Annotated in this window: 10 protein-coding genes and 3 tRNA genes; 2 read left to right on the forward strand and 11 right to left on the reverse strand. The window is 52.7% G+C overall.

Annotated elements, in window-relative coordinates; genetic code table 11:
• Positions 1-103: 103 nt before the first annotated feature.
• The 3 genes from FYJ73_RS02460 to metG form a co-directional block, all read right to left on the reverse strand.
• On the reverse strand, positions 104-1,129 hold the full coding sequence (locus FYJ73_RS02460; RefSeq protein ID WP_154533133.1) for a 2-oxoacid:ferredoxin oxidoreductase subunit beta: 1,026 nt from the start codon (positions 1,127-1,129) through the stop codon (positions 104-106).
• A gap of 60 nt (positions 1,130-1,189) precedes the next feature.
• Positions 1,190-3,088, reverse strand: a complete 1,899-nt coding sequence (locus FYJ73_RS02465; protein WP_154533134.1) for a 2-oxoacid:acceptor oxidoreductase subunit alpha — start codon at positions 3,086-3,088, stop codon at positions 1,190-1,192.
• Positions 3,089-3,389: 301 nt separating this feature from the next.
• Positions 3,390-5,465 carry a methionine--tRNA ligase gene (metG, locus tag FYJ73_RS02470; protein ID WP_154533135.1) on the reverse strand — a complete coding sequence of 692 codons (2,076 nt, stop codon included), beginning with the start codon at positions 5,463-5,465 and terminating at the stop codon, positions 3,390-3,392.
• Between the two features lie 225 nt (positions 5,466-5,690).
• Here metG and FYJ73_RS02475 point away from each other — a divergent pair, with 225 nt between their 5' ends.
• The gene (locus FYJ73_RS02475) at positions 5,691-6,089 is read left to right on the forward strand and encodes a hypothetical protein (protein WP_154533136.1); all 399 of its coding nucleotides are present in this window, start codon (positions 5,691-5,693) and stop codon (positions 6,087-6,089) included.
• A 79-nt stretch (positions 6,090-6,168) separates the two neighbouring features.
• Positions 6,169-7,521, forward strand: a complete 1,353-nt coding sequence (locus tag FYJ73_RS02480) for an MATE family efflux transporter (RefSeq protein ID WP_154533137.1) — start codon at positions 6,169-6,171, stop codon at positions 7,519-7,521.
• Positions 7,522-7,531: 10 nt separating this feature from the next.
• Here FYJ73_RS02480 and FYJ73_RS02485 read toward each other — a convergent pair whose 3' ends face one another.
• The 8 genes from FYJ73_RS02485 to FYJ73_RS02520 all read right to left on the reverse strand — a co-directional run bounded on the left by FYJ73_RS02485 (position 7,532) and on the right by FYJ73_RS02520 (position 17,266).
• Positions 7,532-9,079 (reverse strand): YifB family Mg chelatase-like AAA ATPase, encoded by a 1,548-nt coding sequence (locus FYJ73_RS02485; RefSeq protein ID WP_154533138.1) that lies wholly within the window; start codon positions 9,077-9,079, stop codon positions 7,532-7,534.
• Positions 9,080-9,155: 76 nt separating this feature from the next.
• Positions 9,156-10,190 carry a DUF4369 domain-containing protein gene (locus FYJ73_RS02490; protein ID WP_154533139.1) on the reverse strand — a complete coding sequence of 345 codons (1,035 nt, stop codon included), beginning with the start codon at positions 10,188-10,190 and terminating at the stop codon, positions 9,156-9,158.
• 76 nt (positions 10,191-10,266) lie between these two features.
• On the reverse strand, positions 10,267-11,946 hold the full coding sequence (locus FYJ73_RS02495) for a tetratricopeptide repeat protein (RefSeq protein ID WP_154533140.1): 1,680 nt from the start codon (positions 11,944-11,946) through the stop codon (positions 10,267-10,269).
• Positions 11,947-11,970: 24 nt separating this feature from the next.
• Positions 11,971-12,056, reverse strand: a tRNA-Leu gene (locus FYJ73_RS02500).
• Between the two features lie 18 nt (positions 12,057-12,074).
• Positions 12,075-12,147: transfer RNA gene (locus FYJ73_RS02505), tRNA-Gly, on the reverse strand.
• Positions 12,148-13,192: 1,045 nt separating this feature from the next.
• Positions 13,193-13,263, reverse strand: a tRNA-Gln gene (locus FYJ73_RS02510).
• A gap of 168 nt (positions 13,264-13,431) precedes the next feature.
• A complete protein-coding gene (locus FYJ73_RS02515) occupies positions 13,432-15,846 on the reverse strand; it encodes an endo-1,4-beta-xylanase (RefSeq protein ID WP_154533141.1) in 2,415 nt (804 codons plus the stop codon).
• A gap of 19 nt (positions 15,847-15,865) precedes the next feature.
• The gene (locus FYJ73_RS02520; protein ID WP_154533142.1) at positions 15,866-17,266 is read right to left on the reverse strand and encodes a glycan-binding surface protein; all 1,401 of its coding nucleotides are present in this window, start codon (positions 17,264-17,266) and stop codon (positions 15,866-15,868) included.
• Positions 17,267-17,274: the final 8 nt, after the last annotated feature.

A 17,274-nucleotide genomic window follows, 5' to 3' on the forward strand; every position in this document is an offset into this window, starting at 1 on the left:
TTCTGACTATATTTTCGTTCAGATAATAAAAAAAACCTTCTGCGCCATTGCAGAAGGCTTTTTATGTCGATTTGAGTTGAATCCTAAACGAAGGTTGAGACAGTTACTTCACCTCCCAAATGTCGTTGGTCTCGAGCAGTTCGGTGAAGTTGTGATAAGGCTTTTGCTTCTTCACGTCCTCGATCTGCTGGTTGACGGCATCGTCGTAGGTAGGTGCCTCCACGTCACGGATGACGCCGAGTGCCACGGGGAAGCCGTGCTCGTTGTCCATCATGGCGAGTTTGAGCTGTAGAGTGTTGTCGGGATTGTGGCTGTCGTGGACGAGTACGTCGTCGATGGTGTAGCCGTCTTTGCCGAGTTCCACGACTTTCAGTCCGAAGCCCTCCTGTACGAGGCCGTATTCATTGTTGGGTCCGAAGACGAGCGGTTTGCCGTCCTCGACATAGATAGCGTTTTTGGAGCGTCCCTCACGTGTGTAGATAGGGTCGTAGGCTCCGTTGTTGAATATCATACAGTTTTGCAGAATCTCGCAGACGGCGGCACCTTTGTGATGGTAGGCAGCCTTGAGAATCTCCACGGTGTGGGCTGAGTCGGATGCCACGGCACGGGCAAAGAAGCGGCCGCGGGCACCGAAGCAAAGTTCTGCGGGACGGAAAGGATCCTCTACTGTGCCGTAGGGACTTGACTTCGAGACGAAGCCACGTGGCGACGTTGGCGAGTATTGGCCCTTGGTCAAACCGTAGATACGGTTGTTGAGCAGGATCATGTTCAGGTCAATATTGCGTCGCATGGCATGGATGAAGTGGTTGCCACCGATGGCCAGCCCGTCACCGTCGCCACTGATCTGCCAGATGGTGAGCTTTGGGTTGACAATTTTGGCACCCGTAGCCACGGCGGCAGCACGTCCGTGGATGGTCTGCATGGCGTAGGTGTTGACGTAGTAAGGCAGACGGCTTGAGCAGCCGATGCCTGAGATGACGGCGGTCTCGTAGGGCGGAACGCCGATTTCGGCCATTGCTTTCTGTAGGCTGGCCAAGAATGAATGGTCGCCGCAACCCGGGCACCAGCGTGGCTGGCCCTTCTTATAGTCGGCGGCGGTATAGGGTGATGTGCTTTGTTTTGCTTCCATAATATTTGATTTTTGTTTAGGCAATGAGCCTATGATGCCGATAAAACCTTGCTGAGGCTGTTATTGCAGTACGCGGGTCTCAAAGGTTGGGCCGGTCATCTGTTCTTCCGGTGTGACGATGATCTTCTCAAAACCCTTGACGAGCTCGCTGACCACAAAGGGCTGGCCTTTGACCTGATTGTACTGGAAGGGAACGAAGTCGTTGATGCGGATGCGAAGTAGGGCTGCCAACTGACCAAGGTTTTGCTCGGCGACGACGACCTTGCGGTATTTGAGCAGCACTTCGGCAGTGTTTTTCGGAAGCGGATTGACATATTTAAACTGTGCCAAGGCTACCTTGTATCCTTTCTTGCGCAGCTCGGTCATGGCAGAGTAGAGATGGCCATAGGTTGAACCGAAGCCCACGATGAGCAGGTCAGCGTCGTCCTTGTCGCCCTCAACTTCCAAGTCTGGCACCTCGATGTCGGCGACTTTTTGGAAGCGCAGGTGGTCCATCTTGTTGTGGTTCTCAGGTTCTGTTGAGATGGCACCGGTCTCGCCGTCCTTCTCCAGTCCGCCAAGGATATGGGTGTAGCCTTCCTGTCCGGGGATGGCCCAGTAGCGCACTTGGTTTTTCGGGTCGCGTTGGTAGGGTGTATACTTGTATTTCTGTTCCGGTGTGACGTAGTGGGGATGGATCGGCGGCATCTTTTTGATGTCGGGCAGGCGCCATGCCGACGAGCCGTTGGCGATGAAGGCATCGGTGAGGAGCACCACCGGCGTGAGATGTTCCAGTGCTATTTTGGCGGCCATATAGGCAGCGTCGAAGCAGTCGGTGGGACTGGTGGCGGCGATGACGGGCATTGGGCTTTCACCATTGCGGCCGTAGAGTACTTGCAGCAGGTCGGTCTGCTCGCTCTTCGTCGGTAAGCCCGTTGAGGGTCCGCCACGCTGCACGTCGATGACGACGAGCGGCAACTCATCAATGACAGCCAAGTTGATAGCCTCGCTCTTCAGACAGATGCCCGGTCCGGAGGTAGAAGTCACAGCCAGCGCGCCGGCGAATGATGCGCCGACAGCACTTGAGCAAGCACTGATCTCATCCTCGCTCTGCACGGTGATGACGCCGAGACTCTTGTGCTTGGCCAGCTCATGGAGAATGTCGGTGGCGGGAGTGATGGGGTAGGAACCAAGATAGAGTTTCAGTCCGGCCCGCTCGGCTGCGGCGATGAGACCATAGGCAGTGGCTTTGTTGCCCGTGATGTCCATATAGCGTCCGGGCTGTTTGTGCTTGGTCTCGATGCGATAGGTAGAAGGCACGGAAGCGTGGGTGTTGGCACCATAGTGGTATCCGGCGTTGACGACCTTAATGTTGGCCTCTGCCACTCCGGGTTTCTTGGCGAATTTCTCCTTGAGGAAGTTGGCCACGAGGGTGAGGTCGCGGTTGAAGAGCCAGCAGACGAGGCCGAGAGCAAACATGTTGCGGCATTTCAGCACGGCCTTGGGCGGCATACTTTCGTCGGCCAGGCATTCCTTGACCATGCGTGTGATGGGGCATGCCACGACGCGGTCGGGGTCGATGCCCATCTCGCCGAGATAGTCATCGCTGTGGAAGTCGGCTTTCTTCAAGTCGACGGGGCCGAAGGAGTCGGTGTCGATGATGATACAAGCCTGTGGCTTGGCATACTGATATTGCGTCTTGAGAGCAGCGGCGTTCATGGCTACGAGCACGTCGCATTTGTCGCCTGGTGTATAGACTTTACCCTCGCCGATGTGTACCTGATAGCCCGACACGCCGGTGAGAGAGCCTTGCGGGGCGCGGATGTCAGCGGGATAGTCCGGAAATGTGGAGATGCCGTTGCCTACAGTGGCGGACACGGTGGAGAAGATGTTGCCGGCGAGCTGCATACCGTCGCCGGAGTCGCCCGAGAAGCGGACCACTACGTCTTCCAACTCTTTTACTTCTACTTTTTCTGCCATAGAATGAACTTAAATTTAAGGTTTGTGTTTTCCGATGGCAAAGTTATGATTTGTGGTTGACATAACCAAATGTTTATACCGTTTTTTTTCCAAAATCAGTTCGAAATGGTGTAGTTATGAATCTCTTTTGCAATGTTTATGATAATCTTTTAAGTGTAGAATCTTGATAATGAAAGGAAAGAAAATAAATAGCTTGTATTTTACAGGATATACAAAACGCCTATTATGGAATAAACAAAACATCCATGCTCTGGCAGTTGCGGAGCATGGATGTTTGTTATAAAAGTTGTTTGTTTGTCGCTTATCCTACTTGTGAGCCCGGCTTAACTTCGCCGAGGGTGGTTGTGACGCTGAGCGATCCATCGAAGTTGAGGGCAGATAGGATCATACCCTGGCTCTCGATGCCCATCATCTTGCGCGGAGCAAGGTTGGCGATGAAAAGCACATCCTTGCCGATAAGATCCTCGGGCTTGTAGAACTTGGCAATGCCGGAGAGGATTGTACGGTCTGTTCCGCTGCCATCATCGAGTGTGAATTGCAGAAGTTTGTTGGACTTCTTCACCTTTTGGCAGTCTTTGATGTGTCCCACACGAATGTCAAGTTTCTCCCACTCGTCAAAGGGGATGTTGGCCTTGATAGGCTCTGCCTTGTAGTCTTTGGCGGCCTCGGCAGCCTCATTGGCTTTTTTTGTGGCGGCGAGCTTGTCGAGCTGATACTGGATAGCCTCGTCTTCAATCTTTTCGAAGAGCAACTGTGGCTCAGCAAGCTGATGACCGGCCTCGAGCAATGTCGTGCTGCCCAGCTCAGCCCAGTCGAAGGTCTTGAGGTTAATCATCTCGCGCAGCTTCTTAGAACTGAACGGCAGGAACGGCTCAAAGGCAATGGCGAGGTTGGCAACCAACTGGAGTGAGATGTAGAGAATGGTCTCCACTCGTTTCGGGTCAGTCTTCCACACCTTCCACGGCTCGCACTCGGTGATGTATTTGTTGCCGATGCGTGCCAGGTTCATGGCTTCCTTCTGCGCCTCGCGGAACTTGAAGTTGTCGAGATACTGCTCCACCTTCTCTTTTACGTCCTTGAATTCCTGGATTGCCTGCTTGTCTACGTCGAGCAGTTCGCCGCATGCCGGCACCACGCCGTTCCAGTATTTCTTGGTAAGCTGCAGGGCGCGATTGACGAAGTTGCCGTAGATAGCGACGAGCTCTGAGTTATTTCGCTCCTGGAAGTCTTTCCACGTGAAGTTATTGTCCTTTGTCTCTGGTGCGTTGGCGGTGAGCACATAGCGTAGCACGTCCTGTTTGCCGGGGAAGTCCTTCAAGTATTCGTCGAGCCACACAGCCCAGTTGCGTGAGGTACTGATCTTGTCGTTCTCAAGGTTGAGGAACTCGTTGGCCGGCACGTTGTCGGGGAGAATATAGCCACCATGGGCCTTGAGCATGACGGGGAAGATGAGGCAGTGGAATACGATGTTGTCCTTGCCGATAAAGTGGATAAGGCGTGTCTCAGGATCTTTCCACCATTTCTCCCATGAGCCCCAGCGCTCAGGTTCAGCGTCGCAGAGTTCCTTGGTGTTGGAGATATATCCGATAGGTGCGTCAAACCAGACATAGAGCACCTTCCCCTCGGCTCCCTCTACGGGCACGGGAATACCCCAGTCGAGGTCGCGGGTCATAGCGCGCGGCTGCAAATCCATGTCGAGCCATGACTTGCACTGTCCGTAGACATTCGGGCGCCACTCTTTGTGGCCCTCAAGAATCCATTGCTTCAGCCAGTCCTGATAGTTGTTCAGTGGCAAGTACCAGTTTTTAGTCTTACGCAGTTCCGGCTTTGCGCCGCTGATGGTAGAGTGTGGATTGATGAGTTCCATAGGGCTGAGGTCACTGCCGCATTTCTCGCATTGGTCGCCGTAGGCGTTAGGGTTGCCACAGTGAGGGCAGGTGCCCATGACGTAGCGGTCGGCGAGGAACTGCTTGGCCTCGGGGTCGTAGAGCTGTTCGCTTTCTTTCTCGATGAGCTTTCCGTCGTCGTAGAGTTTGCGGAAGAAGTCAGAAGCGAGCTTGCTGTGCACCTTGGATGTGGTACGGCTGTAGATATCGAATGAGATGCCGAACTCCTTAAAAGAGTCCTTAATGATCTTATGATAGCGGTCGCAGACATCTTGCGGTGTAATCCCTTCTTTTTTGGCGCGAATGGTGATGGGCACTCCGTGCTCGTCGCTACCGCCGATGAAGACCACGTCTTGCTTCTTTAGGCGAAGATAGCGCACATAGATGTCGGCCGGAACATATACACCGGCGAGGTGACCGATGTGCACACCGCCGTTGGCATAGGGCAGTGCGGCGGTGACAGTGGTGCGTTTGAATTTCTTTTCTTCCATCTTGATTGCTTATACTTATTTATATATAGGTGCAAAATTACAAAAAGGTTTTGAGAAATCGGCAGTTACAGCCATGAATCATAAGACTGTAAAGAGGAAAAATCACGATTTTCTTTGGTATTCCACTCGTTTGCACTACCTTTAAATAAGTTAGGCTGCACTCGGGAATACAAAGAAAATCACAATTTTCTTTGGTATTCCACTCGTTTGCACTACCTTTGCACCATGTTACAACGAGACTATTTCATCCGTATTCTTCAAGAGTTTATGGCTGCTGTGCAGCGTTTTCTTGAAAAGAAAGAGGAAGAGGGAAAGCGCGACGAAGCGTTGCGCGACCTCTACCGACAGTATATCGGCAACTACGACGATCTGCGCAACCTCACCGCAGAAGAGGCTATCGCCTACGCCCACGATGTATGGGAGACAGACCGCAGGATGGGCAAGTTGGAAATGCTGGCTGGGCTGTGGCATGCCGAGGGCATGTACAAGGCGGATCCCTTGCGCACGATGCTTTTGGAAAAAGCCTTCCAACTCTATGACTATGTCGACACGCACAGTGGAGAGTACTCTCTGACACGCAAGGAGCGGATGCGTCAAATCAAAGAGCAGACACAAGCGCGTTAGTGTTTGTAGCCATTTGATAAAAAAGGATACAGGGGATGGATCTTCCTCTGTACTCCTTATTATATATATAGGATAACACATGAACACAAATGTCAATGACATGACCACAGGCTCACCCGCCCGTGGCATTCTACATTTTGCCTTGCCACTGGTACTGGGCTATATACTCCAGCAGATGTATCAGGTTATCGATGCGGCCATCGTAGGGCGGTGGATCGGCGTGAACGCTTTGGCTGCCGTGGGAGCGTCGTCGTCGATCAACTTTCTGGTGATGGGATTTTGCAACGGATCGTGCGCCGGCTTTGCCATACCCGTGGCTCAAGCTTTCGGCGGCAAGGACTATCATAAGATGCGAAGCTATGTTGCCAATGCCGTGCGCATTGCCGTGGTTTTCGCAGCTGTCATCACTCTGCTCACTTGCATGTTCTGCACGAAGATCCTCGGACTGGTCAACACGCCGTCTGACATTTTCCGCGATGCTTGGACATTTCTTTTTCTGCAGTTTCTCGCCATTCCCTTTACCATGGGATACAACCTGCTCTCGGGGTTCATTCGTGCCTTGGGCAACTCCAAGCAGCCTTTCTATTTCCTGATTCTGGCCTCGCTGGTCAACATTGCCCTCGACGTTTTGCTCATTCTCATCTTGGGCATGGGCGTGGCTGGCGCCGGTGTAGCGACACTTTTGTCGCAGGCCTTTGCCACGGTGCTCTGCTGGCTCTACATCCGCGGCAAGATGAGACTGCTCATCCCCACGGGCGAGGAACGCAGCTACGACAACAAGCGCGTGTCGATACTTCTCAACAACGGCGTGCCCATGGGGCTGCAATTCAGTATTACGGGCATCGGCATTATCATGCTGCAAAGTGCCAACAATGCATTGGGAACGGTTTGCGTGGCTTCGTTTACGGCTGCCATGCGCATCAAATATCTCTTCACCTGTGTTTTCGAGAATATTGGCGTAGCCATGGCCACCTACTGCGGACAAAACATCGGAGCGCGAAAGCTCGATCGCATACGCCGTGGCGTGAAGGATGCTATCGGCATTATGCTTGTCTATTTCGTGCTTACCGTGCTCATTATCTATCCTTTTGCCGACGATATGATGATGCTCTTTGTCAAGAGCGGTGAGCAAGAAGTAATCGACAACGCAGCGATGCTCATGCGCATCGCCAACTATTTTTATCCGGCTCTTGGTCTGCTCACCATCTTCCGCTATAGCATCCAAGGCTTGGGCTATTCCAATCTCTCGATGATGTCGGGCGTGATGGAGATGATCGCACGCTGCGGAGTGAGTCTGTGGCTCGTGCCGGCTTTAGCCTTCAAGGGCGTATGCTTTGGCGACCCGGTGGCCTGGATCTTCGCCGATCTCTTTCTCATCCCTGCCTTTCTGTGGCTCTATCATCATCTGAGGAAGGCGGTAACAGCGGCATAAAGTCTCCACTTTACATGCCTCTTTCCGCCCAGTCGCCACGGTCGAGTTGCCGGTAGCCGATGGCTTCAGCGATGTGGTCGGGCAGAACGCTGTCGCTGCCTGCGAGGTCGGCGATGGTGCGTGCTACCTTCAGAATACGGGAGTAGGCACGAGCCGAGAGCGATAAGCGTTCCATTGCCGTGCGCAACAGCTCTATGCCGGCGGTGTCGGGCTCTGCAAAGCGATGGATGAGCCGCTCGGTCATCTGAGCATTGCAGTGGATAGCCGGACAATCGCGGAAGCGCTCGGTCTGTATGGCGCGCGCTTTGATCACGCGCTCACGAATCTTAGCCGAGGGTTCACCGGGCTCGCCCTTGGAGATGTCTTTGAAGGGCACTGGTGTGATCTCGCACTGAATGTCGATACGGTCCATCAACGGACCGCTGATCTTGTTGAGGTATTTCTGTATCTGTCCCGGCGTACACACACAATGATGCGTCGGATCGCCGTAGTAGCCACACGGACAAGGATTCATTGACGCCACAAACATGAAGCTACACGGATAGGTGACTGTGTACTTGGCCCGTGAGATGGTGATGACGCGATCTTCGAGCGGTTGGCGCAACACCTCCAGCGTATGCTTGTTAAACTCCGGCAACTCGTCGCAGAAGAGCACGCCGTTGTGCGCCAGGCTGATCTCGCCCGGCATCGGATTCATGCCGCCACCAACCAAAGCCACTTCAGAGATGGTGTGGTGGGGGGATCGGAACGGCCTTTGCGAGATAAGCGAGGAGCTTTTTCCCAGCGTTCCGGCGACGGAATGGATCTGTGTAGTCTCCAGGCTTTCCGAGAGCGTCAGCGGCGGCAAGATAGACGGCAGACGCTTTGCCATCATGCTTTTGCCCGATCCCGGCGGCCCGATCATGATGAGGTTGTGCCCACCGGCGGCGGCCACTTCCAAGGCACGCTTCACGCTTTCCTGCCCGCGTACGTCGGCATAATCGAGGTCGAAATTATATTGCTGCTCATAGAAGATCTTTCGGGTATCGACCACCGTAGGTTCAAACTGCTTGACGCCTGTCAGGAATGCCACGACATCGGTCATGGTCTCCAGCCCATAGACCTCGAGTTTGTTGACGATTGCTGCTTCATGGACGTTTTGCTTTGGGACGATCAGTCCTTTGAAATGTTCTGCCCTGGCTTTGATGGCGATAGGCAGAACGCCTTTCACCGGTTGCAGTTTCCCATCAAGACTGAGCTCGCCGACCATCATGTACCTGTCGAGCTCTGGCGCGTCCATCTGTCCCGACGCCGTGAGGATGGCGATTGCCAACGGCAGGTCGAAGCTGCTTCCTTCCTTACGCAAGTCGGCAGGGGCAAGGTTCACGGTCAGGTCAGCGCGCGGAAACTTGTAGCCGTTGTTCTGCATGGCGGCCGCAATGCGGTCACGCCCCTCGCGCACAGCCTCGTCGCCAAGGCCTGTGAGATGATACATCACGCCCCGTGTCAAGCTCACCTCGATGGTCACGGTCGTCACTTCCAAACCGTTGACAGCAGCACTGTAGGTTTTTACCAGCATCGTTCTGCCTCCTCTTTGATTCCTCGGTTCCGTAAATCAGTCATGCTCATCCCCCTATAATATTCTAACACAGTAACTATTTCAGCAAATCCATGATTTTGTCGCGGAGTTGCGATCCCATCAGGTTGCGAGCCACGATACGATTGTCTTTCACGATAATGTTGTCAGGGACTCCCATCAAGCCTAATTGCTTCAAGGGGCGGCTGTCAAACATCTGTCCGTCGCAAACATTGGGCCATGAGATACTGTCCACCTTCAAGGCACCGTCGCAGTCGCTGCGGCTTGCGTCGACAGAGAGCGACACGACCTTGAGCCGTCCTTGCGACTGACGCTGCAATTGTTTCAATGTGCGCAGCATGTCCATGCTGTCGTAACTCCATGATGCCCACGTGCAGATGACGGCAAGGCCGGAAGAGAGATTTGACGAAGAGACGAGGCGACCTTTGGTATCGTAAGCTGAAAAATCAGGCAGGGCAGAGCCTATACCTACGTGTGCCATAGAATCCAACAGCCGGATCATACGCGACAGATCAGCCTGGTCGGTCTGCTTGGACTGCATTTTTTGTGCCAACCGCAAGGCTGTTTGATAGTCGGGAAGTGCGTCAGAGATAAAATACTTCCTGATGAGCCACAGTCCGACAACAGACTCTGGATGGTCACCGATGAAGTCTTCTGCCGCATGCTTGGCCTCGGGGGGTGAAGCCTTGGCCACCCTTTCCCTGAACTTGGTATAAAGTTCATTGTCGTCGGTGCCTTTGATCTCTATTTCTTTCAGGTGCGAGGCGTCGCCCTTGATGCTGACGCTTTTTCCGGGTTGGGCAAAGATCGGCACGACAGAATAGTTGGGAAACACCAAATAGAGAATGGTGGGATGCTTGCAGGGGACTTCGTAGGCGAAGCGTCCACCCTCGACGTGAATTGTGTCAAGTCCCTCTATGGATCCGTTCTCAGCATAGACATAGAAGTCGCTCTGATTGATATTCAACAGATGTCCCTGTATTTCGAAGTGGTTGCCGTCGACACCACAGGACGACAACATCAGGGTCAGCAAGAGCAAAAGCCCCGAGAAGCCTCCGGCCACATAATGGCTATATCGTATATGAAACTGCATAGACAAGAAAAGAGAAAGCCTCCGCCCCCATACTAGAGGTCGAAGGCTTATCATGATAGTGAATAAAATCTAAAGATTACTTCAGGTTGGCCAGCTCCAAGTCGTTGGCTGCATAAGCTGCCAGTTTAGCGTCTTTCTTGCAAGCACGCTGGAGATAGTCCTTGGCAGTGGCTGTGTTGCCCTGACGGTTGAGCACGAGAGCCATGAGATAGTCCGTCATGGCATCAGCGTTCTTCACGTTCTTCAGTGTAGCGACAGCGGCAGCATAGTCTTTGTTGAGCAGCTGAGCCAGGGCAGCACTGTTGGAGTAGCTGTTTCCGAAGTTCTGAACGGCGGTAGCATAGTTGCCTTTTGCAATGTTCAGATTGCCCAGTACCTCATAGAATCCGTTGGCGTCGATGGCGTCGGCCAAATGATTGGTAGCATCATTGAGATTACCATGCTTCATATCGATGAGAGCCAGGTTGGCATTAGCCTCTGGGGCATCAGCGCGCTTAGCCTTTGCCTGCTCGATATACTGCTTGGCTGTGGACTCGTCGCCCTTGTTGAAAGCCATAGCTGCCAAGTTGTTGTAGGCCCGGTAGTCCTTGTCATACAGTTCGGCTGTCTTCTTATAGATGGCTTCCTTTTTTGCAGGATCACTCTCCAATGTAGCGGCATAGAGCAGCTCGTCAGCAGACAGGCGTGCAGGGTCGGCAGCGTACTGCTGCTTGATTTGTTCGTCGCTTCTTCCGACAGTCTCGTAGTTGATGATCATGCGGCTACGGCGCAACTCAGGCAGGATGCCGTCGGCGAGCTCACGGAAGCCTTCGCTCATGTTGCGGATCTGGCGCTCACGCTCCTCCGGATCCTTATACATCTCCAAGACACGCAGAATCACGTCCTTGTCCTGGATGTTGCTGGCTTGGACGAGACGCTTGAAGCCGTCCCAGTCCTGAGCCGTATAGTGGGCATCAATATCCTTGGTGTTGAGTTTGGCAGCCTTGACCTGTTTTTTGACATAGCCTTCAGTGGTATTTTGGCGCTTGCTGGCCAGTTTGTCGTTGAAGGAATAACCACCGTCAGGAGAGGCATAGGCCTGCACCTCAACATTCTTCAGGTTCAAGCCCTCACGGTCGGCATTGATTTTCTTCAGCATGGCAAGGAACTCCTTGACCGAGTTGTTTTTCAACTCACTCTTGCGGAGATTGGCCTGGTTGATGAGGAATTTGATGTTTGCTTCATATTTCTGAGCCTTCACGCGCTCGAAGGAATCGGGAGCAATACATCCGCCGGCGTTCATCAGCGTCTGCTTATAGAGTTCTGCCGTTGCCAGCACGCCATTGGCGACTTTCACGGCTGGTACCTCTACTTTCTTTTTTCCGACACGCGCATCAAACGTGAGATACATCTCACTCTTCTGCATATCTGGGACATAGTCAAACGCGGTCTTCATCGTGTAGCGGCCGCCCATCTTGTAGGAGATGGTCTGGTCATTGCCCATGACTTTCTCGCCCTGGAAGGTAGCGCCCTTGCCTTGTGCGACCTGCCCATTGCCGTAGCGTAGCTCCGGGATGACCGTCACCACTGCTTTTGGCTTCATATATTTCACGGGGAAGTTGCCATTGATGGTAGCTGGAACCTGACCGCCTAATGTCTCCAAAGGATTGGGGTCTACCGTAAAGTTATCGGCAGAGAGCTTTCCCAATTTGGAAGAGCATGACGACAGAGCCACTATAGAACAAACTGATAAGGTTAGAACGAAATGGTTGCGCATAATACAATATATAATGATTAAACGTGCCGCGAGCGGGACTCGAACCCGCACGACCATTTCTGGCCAAGGGATTTTAAGTCCCTCGTGTCTACCAATTCCACCATTGCGGCGATGGTATGAAAAAAAAGAGCGGCAAACGGGACTCGGACCCGCGACCTCGACCTTGGCAAGGTCGCGCTCTACCAACTGAGCTATTGCCGCGTTATGTGTGCAAAGGTAAGACTATTTCTTTGAATTGCCAAGCGTTTCACACATTTTAATAAATAGGATGAAGGCTGAAACTGTTCAGGGAAACGACTATTCCGTCTCTAGACTGTTGAAGTGACATTGCTGGATGATGTCTGCATCTATAAATTGTATAAAGCATTTTTGTATACTTCTTTACAAAATGTCCTCCGCCTCGTCGTTCAATCTAGAGACCGTAAAATCGTCTTTCAACCCTAAAACTAAGCTTTCCCCCGACTTTTTTCATCTTTTTTGCGTTGTCATAAGTAGAAAAAAGTACTTTGTCCCGGTCATCTCAGTGTGATGACACGATAAAACAACTGAGATGACACAATAAAACAACTGAGATGATAAGGTCATCTCAGTTGTTTTACCAAAAATTCTCTAGAGAATTTATTGAGAAAAGGTTTGTTTGATATTCATCGAAAGTAATGATTTTCATAACTATCTAATTATCAGTAGATTGTAGAATATTGATATTTTTCGCGAAAATCAGCCCAAAGTCGGTCTTCGTGGAGAAAAATGGATTCTCAGGGCCTGTTTTTTGTCAGAATATACAACAAAGTGTGCGCTATTATATGGTAATCTTTCTTTTAAGAGACCAGTCTGGATGTTCTTTGGATTGTGGATGAACCCTCATGAAAAAGCTTTGTTTGGTATAAAGATACGTATAGTTTCACCTTGCCTCGTCTACTTGTTCTATCTGTCTTTATAAGAAGGTGGTTATGATGCAAGCAAAAAAACGTATATCGAAACGTGAAGGGACGCGCCCCTGGTACCAAGTTCTTTTATTGCCTTTGCAGTTGAACGTCATACCCTGGCGTAGAATTACATCTTTTGAAGGTTGTACATCGTGAGGCGTGCAGTCTTTTTTTTGTGTGCTTATGAGCGTAGAGGCGCAAACCGGCATAAGTCCTAAAAGGGGGTGATCGATAGTCAAATAGGCCTAAATCAGACCTATCCAAAACAACAAAAAAATGCCAACCGTCTATTAATCATAGACGGTTGGCAAAGTGGTATGTTGTCGTACGCGGATTCGAACCACGACAAACAGAACCAAAACCTGTTGTGCTACCATTACACCATACGACAATCTTGACTGCAAAGATACAGCTTTTTTCGTGTCCCACCAAATTTTCGGGCCGTTTTCTTAATGATACTTTCTCGCGCAAGCCCTTGTCGGTACATTCTTGAGGATGGAAACAGCACATGCCGGCCACAGAGAAAGTGACCGGCAAATGCTTTGTTGCGCTTTATTGCTTATTCCGATACCGTGCTCGACACGTTTTGTTTCTCGTAGTAAGCCTTGTAGTCCTCACCGCCATATTTCAGTCCGAGATCCTCTCCGGCGATACCGTCGCAGACGCCCTTATAAGCCCACTTGCGAAGATAGCTGGCATCGAAGATGTTGGGCACGTCGCCTTTGAGCCAGTACTCATGCTCTGCCTCGTTGTCGGAAAGGCTCCAAATGGTGATGCCACTCTGCTGTGCCTCGGGGATGTTGGCTTTATACGACTCGAAGATCATCTTGTAGCAGTCGCTTTGGCACTTATACTGTGCGGCGGACGGACTGCTCGTGCCCAGCGAGACGTCAAGCTCGGTGACGCGTACAAGTTTGCCGGTGGCGGCTAACGCCTTAAACATGGCGTCGACTTTAGCGCGCAGGCCCTTGATGATGGAATCGTTGGTCGCCGTGTTGTCGGTGGCGGCGTGCAAGTCGAAGTGTACTTGTGAGCCAATGCCGTCAACAATGGGACTGCCGTTTGCCTTGTCGATGTTTTCTACAAACTTCACCAGGGCTTGAAGCTTGCCCGGACTCACTTCGAGGTTATAGTCGTTGACAAAGAGCTTGGTCTCGGCGGGCAGATACTTGCGGGCCATCTGGAAGGCTTTGACAGCATAGTCCTTGACATAGTATCCCCAATAGAACCGGTTATCGCCCCAGTTGAGGTTCAGTGCTTCTGCCGCAGACTCTGTGGGTGCGCTGTCGTAGGTGGTGTTGCCGTCGTCGTCGGTTGTGCTGCCGCCGAAGGCACCGTCGTCCACGCCGCGCACCAGGTTAGAGCCGTCGGTGATGGGCTCGTTGATGACGTCGTAACCATAGGGCACCACTTTCTTCTCAGCGAGATGATCAGCCATGCCTTTGATCCATGACTCCATGGCACCGAGCAGAGCCGTACGCTTCTCGGCCGGTGTCTTGACGACATAGCTGATCGTCGTGGCCCGGCGCGGACGCTTTGCCCGTGTGCTGACAAACTGCTTGGCACCGGCGGCACTGCCTTGATCCTTGGCAACGCCAAACTTGATGTTGTCGATCTGGTAAGTGCCGTCGACCTTGCCGAAGTTCAGGATGATGCGGTTGACGTCGTCGTATGCCGGAGTGAACGAAGCCTCGCACAGTGTCCATTCCGTGCCGACGCTGAACTCATTGTAGGCACCTTGCGAGCCGTAGGTCGTGCCGTTCTGATATTGGAACTGCAGTTTACCTGCTGCCGTGTTGCTCTTGGCCCAGAACTGGATGATGTATTTCTTCGAAGCGTCGAGATAGCTGTCGAACGTGTAGGCGCACTGAGCTTCCCAGTAGTTGCCGTCCTTCTTGGTCTTGAGCACCAGTCCATAGCCGCCGTCCTTGCCCATGTCTGTTTCCACGGTGCCGCTCTCCTTGTTGCTGCCCCAGGAGCTCCAGCCGCCGGTGGTGCCGCCTTCAAAGTCGGAAGCATCACCAGCAAGCACGTTGGTCATAGGATCTTCTCTCTTCTCGCCAAACTGGATGTCGTCGATCCAGTATTCCGCAGCGACTTTGCCAAAGTTGACGCAGAACTGGTTGAGGTCATCGGCTTTGGTGGTGATCGTCAGCTCGTAAGTCTGCCATTTGGTGCCGACCGCAGCTGTGATGTACCCTTCACCCTTATAGGTTTTGTTGTTCTGCACGACAAATTGGAGACTGCCCGCGTCGATGTTGCAACGGGCTTTGAAGCGCAGAGTATAGGTCTTACCGGCCTCCAGCGGCATGGAGAAATTCTGCACCATCTGTGCCGACCACGGGTTGGCATCTGTGGGATTGACCAGATGGGCGCATCCCGAACCGTCCTCACTGGCCTTCTCCCATTCGCGTGTGGAGCTGTTGCCCCATCCCGACCATGAACTGAGATCCGCGTCAAAGCCGCCGTTGGCCAGCACGCTGGCGATGTCGCCATCTGTCTTGACGACCATTGTCGGAGCGATGAGACTCTTGAGATAGGCCTGAGACTGTTGCTGATACCAGATGAAGTTATGACCATAAAGCCGCACCTCGGAAGGCATGGCATCGAGGAGAGCGTCTATGCCGGCAAAGTTGAGTTTGCCACTGTTGCCCACCACGGCATCCATCTTCATGGCATTGCCGGGAGTGAACATCTGGAAGTTCTCATTGGCCAACCCTTGGAAGACATCCTTGTAGTTCTCGGTATACAGACTGGCTCCCATGCCCAACCCCACAAGCATGTTGGGTGTATATTGCTTGGCATACTCCTTGACAGGCGCATAGTTGGCCAATACCTCTTTCACAGCGAGAGATATTTCCTCTGCCGTCACGGTGCCGTGGCCTTCGGGCGTGCCCCATTTCATGATTTGGTCGTCGCAAGCCGTCGTCAGCAGCAGGGCGGCAAGCGGGATGATGATATTGTTGAGTTTCATAATGCTATACTTTTTTCTGTTAGAAGTCACTCACGGCGATGGCCGTGCAGGGAACAATGCGGAAATTGTCTACATAGATCTTCTGTGCGAAGTCCTTGGCCTCGTAGGTTGTCTTCTCGTCGTACTTCAGATCAGGATTGACAAAGAGAAAGCCGAAGTTGCGGTAACTTCCACTGTTTTTGTCGTTGATGACATTCTGGAAAGTCCAGCTGATGTCGCTGTTGGTGTAGTTGCCAAACGCTGAGAGCGGTATGGTGACTGTCTGCCAACGCCCGCCTGTGTCGTAGGGCGACACGGTTCCTGTGGTCCGGTCGAGCCAGGGCACCCACGCATAGGCTTGGTTGATGTAGTCTTTGCTGTACTTGGTGCATCCCGATCCGTAGCCATAGTTCGACAGATTGTTCTGCAATGTGATCTCCAGCTGTCCGCTGCCGCTCCAAGGCTCAGGCACGTAGACATCGAACTGCAGTGCGACAGAGTCGATGGGCGTTGTGGCGGGGATATACTGTGTCATGCGTGTCCAGTCGTCGAGCGCGTCGTCGTTGCCGGCTGTCCAAAAGCCTTTGGCGTTGGCACCGGCCTTGATGCCACCCTCATCGAGCACACTCTGCGGAACGATCATTGCCACCTTGCCGCGTCCTGTGCCCAATGGATCATCGACAAGATCGTCGGCACTGTATGTAGCACTCCATGCGCCCTGTGTGCCTTTGCCGTCGAAGTTCAGGATGAAGCAGTCGTTGTTGTTGAAATAGGCCGGTGTGACGGCTGTGCCGTTGGCCCCCTCACTGGTGATGGAACCACTGGCGGTCACTCCTTCCGGCATGACAAAGCTATACCACTCACCGTCGGGATCACTCTCAATGCCTTCGGCGACGGTCACGCCACCGGGCAGCGTGACCTTGGTAGTCTCTTGGAGGTTGGCACCATAGACAATGACTTTCTCACCGGGCTGTGGCAGTGTGTTGTCGACGCGGCTGACGACAGGTGCTGATGCACGAATGGTGAAGTCATAGGTGAGCGTATTGCCGTCGTCTTTGTAAAGGGTGATCTTGTTGTGCACCGAGGCATCAGCCTTGTCGACAGGTGTCTTGGCATTGAGCGTCACCCACACGTTGTTGTCGGTGAGCAACGCATTGTTGAAATAGGTGTCGTAGCCGTTGATATAGATATGCTTCAGTCCGGTGAATCCCGATCCTTCGATGCGTATGAGCTGTCCGAGGCGTGCGAAGGTCACCTCCCGGTCAGTGATGGAGTCAGTGGCTTTGGCGTTCTCAAGATAGATCTTGTTGATGGTCATCGTGGCACCCTCGCCACCGTCGTCGTCCTTGCAGCCGGCAAGGAGCAGCAGACAGCAGGCAGAGAGGAGTGCGGCACAGCGCAGGCCAAAGTGTTGAATAGGAAAGAATGATATATGTTTCATGGCTTTCT

The organism is Hallella mizrahii, assembly GCF_009695775.1.
Taxonomy (GTDB): Bacteria; Bacteroidota; Bacteroidia; order Bacteroidales; family Bacteroidaceae; genus Prevotella; species Prevotella mizrahii.